13 protein-coding genes and 2 pseudogenes are annotated in these 12,367 nt (G+C 63.4%); 9 read left to right on the forward strand and 6 right to left on the reverse strand.

Annotation, left to right across the window (positions count from 1 at the left end; all coding sequences use genetic code 11):
* Positions 1-7: 7 nt before the first annotated feature.
* The 7 genes from FJW04_RS06775 to FJW04_RS06805 all read left to right on the forward strand — a co-directional run bounded on the left by FJW04_RS06775 (position 8) and on the right by FJW04_RS06805 (position 6,731).
* Complete coding sequence (locus tag FJW04_RS06775; RefSeq protein ID WP_140713150.1) at positions 8-688, forward strand: TetR/AcrR family transcriptional regulator; 681 nt, start codon at positions 8-10, stop codon at positions 686-688.
* 360 nt (positions 689-1,048) lie between these two features.
* Entirely contained in the window at positions 1,049-2,365 is a 1,317-nt protein-coding gene (locus FJW04_RS06780) for an ABC transporter substrate-binding protein (RefSeq protein WP_140713152.1), read from the forward strand.
* A gap of 69 nt (positions 2,366-2,434) precedes the next feature.
* Complete coding sequence (locus tag FJW04_RS06785; protein WP_015315632.1) at positions 2,435-3,340, forward strand: sugar ABC transporter permease; 906 nt, start codon at positions 2,435-2,437, stop codon at positions 3,338-3,340.
* Position 3,341: 1 nt separating this feature from the next.
* Complete coding sequence (locus FJW04_RS06790; protein ID WP_140618971.1) at positions 3,342-4,301, forward strand: carbohydrate ABC transporter permease; 960 nt, start codon at positions 3,342-3,344, stop codon at positions 4,299-4,301.
* On the forward strand, positions 4,298-4,528 hold the full coding sequence (locus tag FJW04_RS06795) for a hypothetical protein (protein WP_015315634.1): 231 nt from the start codon (positions 4,298-4,300) through the stop codon (positions 4,526-4,528). Before FJW04_RS06790 ends, FJW04_RS06795 begins: the two co-directional genes overlap by 4 nt.
* Positions 4,525-5,628 carry an ABC transporter ATP-binding protein gene (locus FJW04_RS06800; RefSeq protein WP_140618969.1) on the forward strand — a complete coding sequence of 368 codons (1,104 nt, stop codon included), beginning with the start codon at positions 4,525-4,527 and terminating at the stop codon, positions 5,626-5,628. The genes FJW04_RS06795 and FJW04_RS06800 overlap by 4 nt, the downstream gene beginning before the upstream one ends.
* The gene (locus FJW04_RS06805) at positions 5,628-6,731 is read left to right on the forward strand and encodes an ABC transporter ATP-binding protein (protein ID WP_015315636.1); all 1,104 of its coding nucleotides are present in this window, start codon (positions 5,628-5,630) and stop codon (positions 6,729-6,731) included. Before FJW04_RS06800 ends, FJW04_RS06805 begins: the two co-directional genes overlap by 1 nt.
* Before the next feature lie 7 nt (positions 6,732-6,738).
* On the opposite strand, the pseudogene FJW04_RS30225 reads toward FJW04_RS06805, so the two are convergent.
* Positions 6,739-6,963 (reverse strand): annotated as a pseudogene (locus FJW04_RS30225) (hypothetical protein); the annotation flags it as partial.
* Here FJW04_RS30225 and FJW04_RS06815 point away from each other — a divergent pair.
* Positions 6,954-7,181, forward strand: a pseudogene (locus tag FJW04_RS06815) (MFS transporter); the annotation flags it as partial. The pseudogenes FJW04_RS30225 and FJW04_RS06815 overlap by 10 nt on opposite strands.
* Positions 7,182-7,219: 38 nt before the next feature.
* Here the strand turns inward: FJW04_RS06815 and FJW04_RS06820 are convergent.
* The gene (locus FJW04_RS06820; RefSeq protein ID WP_140713154.1) at positions 7,220-7,567 is read right to left on the reverse strand and encodes a GFA family protein; all 348 of its coding nucleotides are present in this window, start codon (positions 7,565-7,567) and stop codon (positions 7,220-7,222) included.
* Positions 7,568-7,682: 115 nt separating this feature from the next.
* On the opposite strand from FJW04_RS06820, the gene FJW04_RS06825 reads away from it, so the two are divergent.
* Complete coding sequence (locus FJW04_RS06825; RefSeq protein ID WP_140713300.1) at positions 7,683-9,014, forward strand: amidase; 1,332 nt, start codon at positions 7,683-7,685, stop codon at positions 9,012-9,014.
* Here FJW04_RS06825 and FJW04_RS06830 read toward each other — a convergent pair.
* The 4 genes from FJW04_RS06830 to FJW04_RS06845 all read right to left on the reverse strand — a co-directional run bounded on the left by FJW04_RS06830 (position 9,003) and on the right by FJW04_RS06845 (position 12,320).
* A complete protein-coding gene (locus tag FJW04_RS06830) occupies positions 9,003-9,338 on the reverse strand; it encodes a hypothetical protein (protein ID WP_246673748.1) in 336 nt (111 codons plus the stop codon). The genes FJW04_RS06825 and FJW04_RS06830 overlap by 12 nt on opposite strands.
* 95 nt (positions 9,339-9,433) lie before the next feature.
* Positions 9,434-10,414, reverse strand: a complete 981-nt coding sequence (locus FJW04_RS06835; protein WP_140713302.1) for a hydroxyacid dehydrogenase — start codon at positions 10,412-10,414, stop codon at positions 9,434-9,436.
* A 14-nt stretch (positions 10,415-10,428) separates the two neighbouring features.
* Positions 10,429-11,148 carry a FadR/GntR family transcriptional regulator gene (locus FJW04_RS06840; RefSeq protein WP_140713158.1) on the reverse strand — a complete coding sequence of 240 codons (720 nt, stop codon included), beginning with the start codon at positions 11,146-11,148 and terminating at the stop codon, positions 10,429-10,431.
* 2 nt (positions 11,149-11,150) lie between these two features.
* The gene (locus FJW04_RS06845; RefSeq protein ID WP_140713160.1) at positions 11,151-12,320 is read right to left on the reverse strand and encodes a mandelate racemase/muconate lactonizing enzyme family protein; all 1,170 of its coding nucleotides are present in this window, start codon (positions 12,318-12,320) and stop codon (positions 11,151-11,153) included.
* Positions 12,321-12,367: the final 47 nt, after the last annotated feature.

Genomic DNA, 12,367 nt, shown 5'->3' on the forward strand with positions numbered 1-12,367 from the left:
TATTGGCATGGATGTCTCACGTCAACAACCAGCAACGGACGACAATGCCGGGGAGAGAGCCGAGCGCGGACCGCGGGCGCGGACAAAGCGGCTGATGCTGGAGACGGCCACGCGGCTGATGCAGGCGGGTGGGACGCCTTCGGTCAGCGAGGTGGCAGAGGCCGCCGAGGTCTCCCGGGCCACGGCCTACCGCTATTTCCCCAGCCAGGCAGCCTTGGTGCAGGCGGTGGTCGATGAAGGGCTGGGGCCAATCTTGACCTGGAAGTCCACCGCTGCCGGTGCCGAGCGCCGCGTCGCCGAACTGTTCGATACGGCCATGCCCCGCATCGAGGCTTTCGAGGCGACGTTCAAGGCTGCGTTGAAGCTGTCGCTCGATCAATGGGCGCGGCGCCAGGCGGGCACGCTGGGCGGAGAGCCGGCCTTCACGCGCGGCCATCGCGTCGAATTGCTGAAGGAGGCGCTGACGCCGCTCAAGGGCCGCTTGCCGCCGCGCGACTTCAAGCGGCTGGCGCAGGCTCTGTCGCTGATCTTCGGCGTGGAGGTGCTGATCGTGCTCAAGGATATATGGGGGCTGGACAGCCGCCGGATGATGTCGGTGGCGCAATGGGCGGCGAGTGCGCTGGTGCGCACGGCAATCGCGGAGTCGGCTTATGGTGGTGATGAGTCCGCTTCAGGAGCGGCGAAATAGCCCCAATCTGGTTCGACCAGATTTGCCTGCATACCGCTGATCCTAGCCCAAAATGCGATCATGGGGCAAGGTCAATGTATATCATTGAGTAGGAAAATCATGGGAAAACAGGCAGATAAAGCTTTAATTCGACAGTAACGGCCCATGCCGGCTTTCAAGAAAGGGCTTGACGTCGCCGCAGGATTGGTAATACCAGATCAAGGAAGATAAGCGGATCGAAAGTGAGGGCTGCGATCCATTTCCGGACAGAGCGAGGAGGCTCCGAATTCGGAAAAGCGCGACCACGGGAGGAACTACCAGGGCCGGCTCCGTCGCTGGCTCGTACGACAAGGTAGAATGCGCACAAGGGAGGAAATCATTATGCGCAAGTTAGTGACCAGCATGCTTGCTGGTATCGGCTTAACGCTTGCCTGCGGAACGTCCGTCTACGCGCAGGAAAAGTCGCTCACCATTTTCTGGGCGGAATGGGATCCGGCCAATTACCTGCAGGAACTCGGCAACGAGTACGAGAAGGAAACCGGCGTCAAGATCACGGTGGAGACCACGCCCTGGTCCGACTTCCAGACCAAGGCATTTACCGAGTTCAACGCCCATGGCGACGCCTATGACCTGGTCGTCGGCGACTCGCAGTGGCTCGGCGCCGGCTCCACCGGCGGCCACTACGTCGACCTGACCGACTTCTTCAAGAAGCATGATCTCGGCAACGTCATGGCACCGGCGACGGTGAAATATTATGCCGAGTATCCCGGCAACAGCGGCAAATACTGGGCGATCCCGCTTGAGGGCGACGCCGTCGGCTGGTCCTATCGCAAGGATTGGTTCGAGGATCCCAAGGAAAAGGAAGCCTTCAAGGCCAAATACGGCTACGACCTCGACGTGCCGAAGGATTTCAAGGCGCTGCGCGACATCGCCGAGTTCTTCCACCGGCCGGATCAGAAGAGATACGGCATCGCCATCTACACCGACAATTCCTACGACGCGATGGCGATGGGCTTCGAGAACGCGCTGTTCTCCTATGGCGGTGAGCTGGGCGACTACACGACCTACAAGGTCGACGGTCACATCAACTCCGACAAGGCAGTGGCCGCGCTCGATGCCTACAAGGAGCTCTACAAGTTCACGCCTCCGGGCTGGGCCAAATCGTTCTTCGTCGAGGACAACCAGGCAATCACGGAAAACCTGGCCGCGATGAGCATGAACTTCTTCGCGTTCTTCCCCTCGCTGATCAACGAGGCGTCGAACCCGAATGCCAGGAACACCGGCTTCTTCGCCAATCCTCCCGGCCCAAATGGCGACCAGTTCGCCGCGCTCGGCGGGCAAGGCATCTCCGTCATCTCGTACTCGAAGAAGCAGGACGAGGCGATGAAGTTCCTCGAATGGTTCATCAAGGACGAGACCCAGAAGAAGTGGGCGGCCCTTGGCGGCTATACCTGCAGCCAGGCGGTGCTCAAGTCGCCTGAGTTCCAGAACGCCACGCCCTACAACAAGGCCTTCTACGAGACCATGTTCAAGGTGAAGGACTTCTGGGCGGTGCCGGAATACGCAGAACTGCTGCAGCAGCTCAACCAGCGCGTCTACCCCTACATGATCGGCGGCAGCGGCACCGCCAAGGAAACGCTGGACGCATTGGCTGGAGACTGGAACGCGACCTTCAAGAAATACGGCCGCGTCCAATAATCCTTCATGTCCCGCGGAGGGGGCGATGTCGCCTCCTCCGTTTCTTTTTCTTGAACCGGGAGCAGGGTCTTGGCGACCACGATGATCACCACCCTCGACAGATCCTCGCGCGCCGCGGCACGCGGCCTAAGCGATATCTCCATCCGCAATCTCTTCATCATCCCGACGGTTCTGTTCCTGATCGTCTTCAACATTTTCCCGCTGATCTATTCGCTCGGCTATTCCTTCACCGACTTCCGCGCGTCGACCAATGCGCCTGCGAATTTCGTCGGGCTGCAGAATTATCGCGACCTGCTCAACGACCCCTATGTCTGGTCGAACTTCGCCATCACGGCGAAATACGTGATTGTCTCGGTCGTCGGACAGCTGCTTGTCGGCTTCGGCGTGGCGATGCTGCTCAACCGGGACATTCCGCTCAAGGGTCTTATCACCACGCTGCTGCTGCTGCCGATGATGCTGTCGATGGCGGTGGTCGGGCTGTTCTGGAAACTGCTTTACGACCCGTCATGGGGGGTTATCAACTATGCGCTCGGGCTCGGCAATTTCGAGTGGCTGGCCGACCCCAAGATGGCGCTCTACGCCGTTGCGCTGACCGACATCTGGATGTGGTCGCCCTTCGTCATGCTGCTGTCGCTGGCCGGGCTGTCGGCGGTGCCGAAGCATCTCTATGAGGCCGCCGCGATCGACCGCGCCGGGCCGTTCTACACATTCTTCCGCATCACCCTGCCGCTGGTCGCGCCGATCCTGATGATCGCCGTCATCTTCCGCACCATGGAAGCCTTCAAGACCTTCGATCTCGCCTACATCCTGACCAGCCAGCCGACGGCGGAGCTGATCTCGATCCGGCTCTACAAGATGGCGTTCCAGGAATGGCAGACCGGGCGCTCCTGCGCGATGGCCTATATCGTGCTGATCATGGTGCTGGCGATCACCAACATCTACGTCAAATATCTCAACAAGGTGAAGGAGCGCTGAGATGGCCGCCGTCCGCACTTCTTCCGAAATCACCTTCAACCGCGTCGCCATAGTCGCCGTGCTGCTGGTGACGATCATCTTCCTGGCGCCGATCTACTGGATCGCCTCGACGGCGTTCAAGCCGCGCAATCTCGCCACCACCATTCCGCCGACCGTCGTCTTCCAGCCAGAGATATCGCCGTTCGTGAAGCTGTTCACCAAGCGCTCTCAATTGCGCAGTCCGCCGTCGCCGGAAGAGTACGCGGCGGCCCCATGGTGGGAGCGCGTCGTCTTCGACGGTGGCGAAAAGATCGTGCGCGACGGCAAGGGCCAGGTGCAGTGGTCGGGCTATCCGAGCCGCTTCCTGAACTCGCTGATCATCGCCATCACCTCGACGGTGCTGGCCGTCGGCATGGGCACGTTCACCGCGTATGGCTTCTCGCGCTTCAGGGTAAAGGGGGAGGCGGACCTGCTCTTCTTCATCCTGTCGACACGCATGCTGCCACCGGTGGTGGTCGCGATCCCGATGTTCCTGATGTACCGCGCGGTCGGCCTCAACGATACCCACGTCGGGCTGATCATTCTCTACACCGCCTTCAACCTGTCCTTCTCGGTGTGGCTGATGAAGGGTTTCATGGATGAAATCCCGAAGGAATATGAGGAGGCGGCACTGGTGGACGGCTATACACGCATGGAAGCCTTCTTCAAGATCGTGCTGCCGGAGGCCGCCACCGGTATCGCCGCCACCGCCGTCTTCTGCTTCATCACGGCGTGGAACGAATACGCCTTCGCGCTGATCATGACCAACCGCCGCGCCCAGACGGCGCCGCCGTTCATCCCGAGCCAGGTCGGCTCGGGCCTGCCGGACTGGACGGTGATAGCCGCCGGCACCTTCCTGTTCCTGCTGCCGGTCGCCATCTTCACCTTCCTGCTCCGCAACCATCTGCTGCGCGGCATGTCCTTCGGAGCGATCCGCAAATGAGCTTTCGCGCCATCAATCAGAAATATCTGGAACCGGGTTCGCAGATACTCATGGTGCTCGGCATCGTGGCCCTCTGCCAGCCCTGGAATATGACCCTGCACACCTACGGCCTGACCATCATCCTGATCGGGCTGATCGGCTTCAACATCACCTCGAAGATCGCACCCGAGGAACAGGCCGGCACCGGTCATGCCGGGGACGCGCGAAATCCGGGAGCACAGCATTGACCCAGATCGAGCTTCGCGGCGTTCAGAAATTCTTTGGTGCCGTCCAGGTCATCAAGGACCTCAACCTCAAGATCGCGGACAATGAGTTCATCGTCCTGCTCGGCCAGTCCGGTTGCGGCAAGACGACGACGTTGCGCGCCATCGCCGGACTGGAAACCATCGACGAGGGCGACATCCTCATCGACGGCAAGCCGGTCCAGCATCTGAAAGCCGCCGACCGCGACATCGCCATGGTGTTCCAGTCATTCTCGCTCTACCCGCATATGAGCGTCTATGAGAACATCGCCTTTCCGCTCCGTGCCACGCGCAAGAGCAAAAGCGAGATCGACCAGGAAGTGCGCTCGGTTGCCAAGACGCTGCAGATAACGGATCTGCTGGCGAAGAAGCCGTCGGCGCTTTCGGGCGGTGACATGCAGCGCGTTGCCATCGGCCGGGCGCTGGTGCGGCGGCCGAAGGCGATGCTGATGGATGAGCCGATCGGCGCGCTCGACGCCAAATTGCGCGAGGAGATGCGGGCCGAGATCAAGCGGCTGCATATCAAGCAGGGCTCGACCACCATCTATGTCACGCATGACCAGATCGAGGCGATGAGCCTCGCCGACCGTATCGTCATCATGCATGAGGGCGTGCTGCAGCAGGTGGGAACGCCCGACGAGGTCTATTCGCGGCCGGCCAATCTGTTCGTGGCCCAATTCGTCGGCAGTCCGGTGATGAATGTCGCCGACGCGGCGGTTGCCGAAACAACGTCATCGGCCTCGGTCACCGTTGGTGGAGCGGCTTCCGGCTTCGAGTTTCCGCGGGCGCTGCTGTCGAAACTCAACGGCCACGCCAGCGGCCAACTCGCACTCGGCATCCGGCCGGAAGGCGTCCTCATTCGTCGTGACGCGGCCGATGGCTTCATGGCCGTCGAGACGCAGATCGTCGAACCGCTCGGCTCCTTCGACATCGTCGACCTCAAGGTTGGCTCGAAAATGCTGCGGGCCCGCACGAAGAGCGGCTTCGTTGCCGGACCGGGCGAGAAGGTGTTTGCCCGAATCGATCCGACCCAGGCGCATTTCTTCGACAAGGCAAGCGGCAAGTCGCTTGAGGTGAGGCTCTGATGGCCCATATCCAGCTCAAGAACATCTCCAAGACTTTCGGCAACCACACGGCCTTGACCGGGCTCGACCTCGACATCGCCGATGGCGAATTCTTTGTCCTGCTCGGCGAGACGGGCGCCGGCAAGACGACGACGCTGCGGCTGATTGCCGGCTTGGAGAAGCCGAGTGAGGGGCAGGTCTTCATCGACGGCGTCGACGTCGCCGACTGGGGCGCGGCCGAGCGCGACGTGGCGCTGGTGCTGCAGCAATATTCGCTCTACCCGCGCTATACGGTGCGCGAAAACCTCGAATTTCCTCTGAAGCCGAAGATCCGCCGGCTGCCGGATGCCGAGATCAAGGACCGCGTCGACCGCGCCGCCCGCACGCTGCGGATCGAGCATCTGCTCGACCGCAAGACCGACCGCCTGTCCGGCGGCGAGATGCAGCGCGTCTCCATCGGCCGTGCCATCGTGCGCAAGCCGCGCGTGTTCCTGATGGACGAACCGCTGTCGGCGCTCGACGCCAAATTGCGCGAGGCGCTCCGCACCGAGTTGAAGAACCTGCAGATACAGCTTGGCGCCACCTTCCTGTTCGTGACCCACGACCAGATCGAGGCGATGTCGATGGGCGACAAGGTCGGCGTGCTCAACCATGGCCGCATCATCCAGACCGGCACGCCGCACGAGATCTACAACAATCCGCGCGACACCTATGTGGCGAGCTTCGTCGGCTCGCCGCCGATGAACCTCATCGACGGCAGGCTGGTTAACGGCCGCGCGGTGATGGCGCCATTGAATTTCGAACTGCCCTTTGCGGGGGCCGCCAAGATTTTTACGGGGGCTGGGGCGAGTGCGGCGACCGACGGTCGCCCGCTCGTCTTCGGCATCCGTCCGGAGGATGTCTATCTGGAAAGCGGCGCACCGGTCGAGGCGCGTGTCCACGACGTCGAGAACCATGGCGTGGAAAAGATCCTGACGCTGCGGGTCGGCGATACAACGCTTCGCGCCACGGTGCCGGCCAGGACCGATGTCGCGATCGAGCAACCGGTGCGCTTTGCCTGGAATCCCGACAAGGTGGTGCTGTTCGACAAGGGCAGTGGTGTCAGCCTGCGGCACGCGTCATAGGGCGCGACTATTTCGGCAGGTAGGTCTCGTAAGGCGTGTCGTTGATCAGCAGGATCACGCTTCCGTCTTCGAGAGGCAGGCATCGTCATGCATCTCATTGGCCTTCCGGGTCCAGTAGGAGCCAGGTGGCAGTTCGACCTTGGTCGCCTCACCGCCAGTTGCCGGGGACTTTCAGCAAGGTTCCGGCAGCGCCTTTGGCCCTTTCGCCCCACAGTGGTCCCAAGCGTGCCGGTAGAGCTGCAGAGCTGGCTGGTGCGGGCAGCGCCCGACCAGGCTGAAAGCGCCGGTGGCCTGATGGTGGCGACCTTCCAGGGAGCGATTGCGATGGGCGCCGTCTTCGGCGGGCTGCTGGTCGACCATGCCGGTGTCGGCAGCGCGTTTGCCTATTGCGGCGCCGCGACGCTGCTGGCGGCCATCGTGGTGTTCCTGCGCGGCCCAAAGGCCGAATAGTCTCTCGCAACGGCCACCGATAGGGGATGATGGGAAGCCTAGACGGCCCGCCCGTCGAACTCGAAGATCGACAAGGTGGACGGGTCGGGACCGATGACGCAATTGATATTGATGTAGGCGCTGCGTTCGCCGCCTTCGCTGGTGTCCTCGGCAAAAGGATGGATGCCGCAGGTTCGGCAGAAGCGGTGCGCTATTTTCGTTTCGCCGAATGTGTAGCGGCCGAGGTCATCGCCCCAGGCGACGAGCGTAAGCTTGTCGTGTGGCACGGCCCATAGCAGCGCACCCTTGCGGGCGCAGATCGAGCAATTGCAGCGCACGACGCCTTTAAGTTCGCCCTCCACCTCGAACGCAACCTTGCCGCAATGGCAGCTGCCTTTGTACAGCATCAGTATCTTCCTGTCGCTGGCAGGTGCAAAGGCACGCTGGCCGGGTTATCCCTTCGGCAGTCCCAACGGCTGCTTGCCTTACAGACGTTCCATCCTGGCGGAGTCCGACACCAACATGCAACCAATCCGCGACCGCCTCGAAATCATCCTGTCACGTCTTGCCAACCGTGCGGCCGACGAGAAGGTCTTCACGAAGCTCTATGCCGAAGCGGCGCGGGTCGCGGCTGACGCCAGCGATGCCCGCAAAAGAGTGGGCGTGACACTCGGCCCGCTCGACGGCACCATTGTCTCGATCAAGGACCTGTTCGATGTCGCCGGCGAGCCGACCACGGCCGGGTCGCTGATGCGCAAGACCGCCGCGCCGGCACAGCGCGACGCCGCCATCGTCAGCCGGCTTCGGCAAGCCGGTGCGGTCGTCATCGGCAAGACCAACATGACCGAGTTCGCCTTCACCGCGATCGGCGACAACATGCATTACGGCACGCCAGGCAACGCCGTTGATGCCAGCCGCATTCCAGGCGGGTCGTCCTCGGGCGCCGGCGTGTCCGTGGGCGAGGGGACGAGCGACATCTCGATCGGCTCCGACACTGGCGGCTCGATCCGCATTCCGGCGGCGCTCAACGGCGTCGTCGGTTTCAAGCCGACTGCACGGCGCGTCCCGCTCCATGGCGCCTTTCCACTTTCGGGTACCCTGGACTCGGTCGGACCGCTCGCCCAAACCGTCTCGCAATGCGCCGCCGCCGACGCGGTGATGGCCGGCGAAGCGCCGAAGGAGTTGGTGGCCATTCCACTCGCCGGGCTTCGCATCGGCATTCCGCGTGGCGTTCTTTTCGGCGACACGGAAGGCGAGGTTGGATCCGCCTTCGAGTATTGTCTTGGCAAGATCGAACAGGCTGGCGCACACATTACGGATCTGTCGATCGACGACATGATCGCGGATCTGCGCGCGGCCACCAGGCGCGGATCGATCGCGGCGATGGAGGGCGCGGAAGTGCATGCCGACTGGCTGGCGACAGGCGCATCCGTGCCGGTCGACCCGCATGTCAGCGGGCCATTGTCGCGGGCGGCGCTGCTGCCGACGCCGGTCTATATCAGGGCGCTCCGCCGCCGTAACGCGCTGGCCGCCGCCATGGATGAGCGGCTGGCATCGGTTGACGTGCTGGCGTTGCCAGCCACACCGGTGACGGCGCCGGCCATCGCTTCCATGGCCGAGGATGCTGAGTTGCGTGATCGCACCGAAGGCCTGCTGCTGCGCAACACCCAGGTCGCCAACCAGTTCGACCTTTGCGCGATCTCGTTGCCGATGCCGGGGCCATCGCTGCCAATGGGGCTGATGCTCGTGGCGCGCAATGGCCATGACCGGCATCTGCTGCGGATCGCCGTGTCGGTGGAGAGGCTGCTGGGGGTTGATCGGCAGCGAGTCACGGATGACGGATCAGTGCGATGAACAGTGCTTGCGTTCGCCGTCCTTGGCGGTGCGCACGATGCGGGTCGCGACCAGCCAAGGCAGGCTGTATTCCTTGCCGGTGAAGGTCTGGATGCGGTGCTCGATCGAGCCCCTGACGACGATCTTTCCGCTATAAAGCACGTCGGACTGGGCCGTTATCGCCTCGTCGGCCTGCGGCAATCCGCTGGTGTCGATCGACACGCCCTTGATGATGGCGCCGGTGGCAAGGTCGAGCGCGCTGTTCGACGGGCAGGGCGCCTTGAAGCAGCGTAGTCCGTTGTCGCAATAGACATAGCTGCTCTCGGCCGCTGCGAATGCCGGCAAGGTGCAGATGGACGAAGTTGCGACAATCAGAACTGCAAGGCGAAAGACCGGACATGGCTCGCAACGTCGCGGAGAATTGGGGCGAAACGGCGATGTTAAATCTGCGCTGGAAACCGACGCCGGTAGTGGTCGACCACTTCGGGATTGCGCAGATTGACAGGCAGTTTGCCCGCCAGCACCAGCAGGGCTTCGCCGGCCGCGCCGACGCCCATGCGCATCATCGATTCCTCGGTGATTCCCGCCATATGCGGGGTGACGATGACGTTGTCGAAGCCGAAATAGGGGTGGTTTGGCGGCAGCGGCTGCGTCGAGAAAACGTCGAGCGCGGCGCCGCCGATGCGGCGCTCCCGCAGGGCGTCAACCAGCGCGTCGTCATCGACGACCGGCCCGCGCGACACGTTGATCAGCAGTGCGTTGGGTTTCATGCGGGCGATGCGTTCGCGGCTGATCAGGCCGCGCGTCTCCGGCGTCAGCGGGCAGCAGAGCACGATGATGTCGCTCTGCTCGACCAGCGCGTCGATCGACAGGAAGCCGACCTTTTCCGGCGCCGGCTGCATGCTGCGTGTCGTTGCCACCACTTTGAGGTCGAAGCCGTGTGCGGCGATGTGGCCGACCGCCTGCCCGACGGCGCCGAGACCAACGATGCCGATGGTCTTGCCGGCGAGTTCGATGTTGGCATTGGCATGCTCGCGTCCGGCCAGCCAGCCCTTGGCGCGCAGGTCGCGGTCGACCCGGCGGAACTGCCGCAGCAGTGCAAGCGCGGTGAACATGACATGTTCGGCCACCGAGCGGGCATTGACCGCCGGCACGTTGGCCACGAGCACGCCGGCCGCCGCGGCCGCTTCCATCGGGATCATGTCGAGACCGGCGCCATGGCGGATCGCGGCCCTCAGCTTCCATGCGCCCTCGAACAGCGCCGGCGGCAGCGGCGCCCGCACGATGACGATGTCGGCATCCTTGGCCTCCCCCGCCAATGTGCCGGGGTCGAGCGCCGAAGCGATGACCAGCTGGCCGGCGCCGGCCAGCTTGGCCGTGGCGCGCGGGTGCAGCGGATGCGTCGACAGGATCTTTGGCACGGTCTGGGTCACGGTCAGGCCTTTTCGAGTGCCGCGCCCGCGGGCGAAGCCGCCATGCCGCCCTCGATCAGGCCCTTCCAGTAGCTTTCCGCGCCTTGCAGATGGGCGCTCATGAGCGCCTGAGCGAGATTGCCGTCGCGGCGCAGCAGCGCCTCGTAGATCTGCACGTGCTCGGCATGCGAGCGCACGCTGCGTTCAGGATCGTTGAAATAGATCGGCAGGCGCTGCTCGCCCATCAGATAGTAGACGCTGCAGATGTTGTGGAAGACGCTGTTCTTGGTGGCGCGCACGATCTCGAGGTGAAACTCGCGGTCTTCCTTGGCCAGACCTTCGCCAGCGGCGATGCGGTCTTCCGAGACTTTGAGGATTTCGCGCAGGCGCTCGAAATTCTCCTCGGTGGCGCGCGAGCAGGCAAGCTCGGCGGCCTTGATCTCATGGATCTTGCGCAACTCGACCGTTTCATAGATCTGCAAGGGATCGAGCGGCAGGCCGGCACGTGCGAACAGCGCCAGCGCCTCGACGCTGGCCTGCTTGGTGTCGATGTAGATACCCGACTTGGCGCGGCGCTCGACAATGCGCATGGCTTCGAGGATGGCGAGCGCTTCGCGGATCTGGCCGCGGCTGACGCCGAAATGCTCCGCCAATTCGCGTTCCGACGGCGTGCGGCCGCTCTCCTTGTCCGAATGGGAGAACAGATAGGCGGCGAGTTCGGCGAGAAGGTTCTTTTCTTTCATCGTCAATTGCGTTGCGCGTGCGCCTCCAGGAATCGCTCCGAAACGGTGAATCCCAATCCGGGCTTTTCCGGGATCGCTATCATACCGTCCTTGGCTTCGACAGTCTCTTCGACCAGATCGTGGATCATCGGGTTGGCGCCGAGCGAATACTCGACTGTGAAACTCGAAGGCGACGCGGCGCAGACATGCAGCCCGGCGAAGAAGCAGGGCGCGCCGGCCCACAGATGCGGCGCAAAGCGCAAATTGAAGGCGCTGGCGATGGTCCCGATCTTCATCGCCTCGCTGATGCCGCCGCAGAAGGCCGGGTCCGGCTGGAAAATGTCGGCGGCCCTGAGAACGGCGAGATCGCGGAAGGCATAGCGTGTCGCCTCGCTTTCGCCGGTGGCGATCGGAACGGCGCCGGAGGCGCGCACTTCGGCCATGCCTAGCTTGTCGTCGGCGATGACAGGCTCCTCGAACCAGGCGAGATCGAGGTCGTTTACGAGATGGATGAAGCGTTTGGCTTCCGCTACCGTATAGGTGCCATGGGCGTCGACCATCAGATCGATGTCGGGGCCGAGGGCCTGGCGCGCGGCGCGCACGCGGGCGGCGGAAACGTGCGCCGCGCCGTCCATGGCGCCGACCCGCATCTTCAACGCCTTGAAGCCGCCTTTGGCGATATAGGATTTCAGCTGTTCCCCGATGGCATCGGCGGAGGCCCAGCCGCCCGAGGCATAGGCCTGCATGCGATCGACCTTGCGGCCGCCAAGGAGCCGCCAGACCGGCTGGCCCAGCGACTTGCCCAGTATGTCCCAGAGCGCGATGTCGACCGCGCTGATGGCGGCGACGCTCATGCCACGCCGCGCCAGTTGTGGCATGGCGTGGCCGGCGCGGGCGGCGCTCTCATGGCGCACGCCGTTGTAGAGCATCTCCCAGATGACTCCGATGTCGGCCGGATCGCGGCCGATCAACTGCGGCCCGACCTCGTGATTCAGCATGTGAACGAGTGCGCCGTAGCTGCCGGCACTGCCGGCTGCGTTCTTGCCTTCGCCCCAGCCGACCAGCCCGTCATCGGTTTCGACGCGCAGGATGGCGGCGTCGAAGGTCGTCACCTGGCCGAAGTCGCTGCGATGCTGCTTCGCGGCTTCGATCGGCACGCGGACCCACCAGGCCTGGACTGTCTTGATGCGCATATTTTTCCCCAGCCCTGCCGCCGGTCGGGGCGGAAGGGCAAATTTCC

The sequence above is a fragment of the Mesorhizobium sp. B2-7-3 genome (genome assembly GCF_006440715.1).
Classification (GTDB): Bacteria; Pseudomonadota; Alphaproteobacteria; order Rhizobiales; family Rhizobiaceae; genus Mesorhizobium; species Mesorhizobium australicum.

Excerpts from the sequence above, each read along its gene's own strand:
- FJW04_RS06775 (WP_140713150.1), top strand. The coding sequence starts at position 8 with ATGGATGTCTCACGTCAACAACCAGCAACGGACGACAATGCCGGGGAG.
- FJW04_RS06780 (WP_140713152.1), top strand. The coding sequence starts at position 1,049 with ATGCGCAAGTTAGTGACCAGCATGCTTGCTGGTATCGGCTTAACGCTT.
- FJW04_RS06790 (WP_140618971.1), top strand. The coding sequence starts at position 3,342 with ATGGCCGCCGTCCGCACTTCTTCCGAAATCACCTTCAACCGCGTCGCC.
- FJW04_RS06795 (WP_015315634.1), top strand. The coding sequence starts at position 4,298 with ATGAGCTTTCGCGCCATCAATCAGAAATATCTGGAACCGGGTTCGCAG.
- FJW04_RS06805 (WP_015315636.1), top strand. The coding sequence starts at position 5,628 with ATGGCCCATATCCAGCTCAAGAACATCTCCAAGACTTTCGGCAACCAC.
- FJW04_RS06820 (WP_140713154.1), bottom strand. The coding sequence starts at position 7,567 with ATGCTGTACAAAGGCAGCTGCCATTGCGGCAAGGTTGCGTTCGAGGTG.
- FJW04_RS06825 (WP_140713300.1), top strand. The coding sequence starts at position 7,683 with ATGCAACCAATCCGCGACCGCCTCGAAATCATCCTGTCACGTCTTGCC.
- FJW04_RS06840 (WP_140713158.1), bottom strand. The coding sequence starts at position 11,148 with ATGAAAGAAAAGAACCTTCTCGCCGAACTCGCCGCCTATCTGTTCTCC.
- FJW04_RS06845 (WP_140713160.1), bottom strand. The coding sequence starts at position 12,320 with ATGCGCATCAAGACAGTCCAGGCCTGGTGGGTCCGCGTGCCGATCGAA.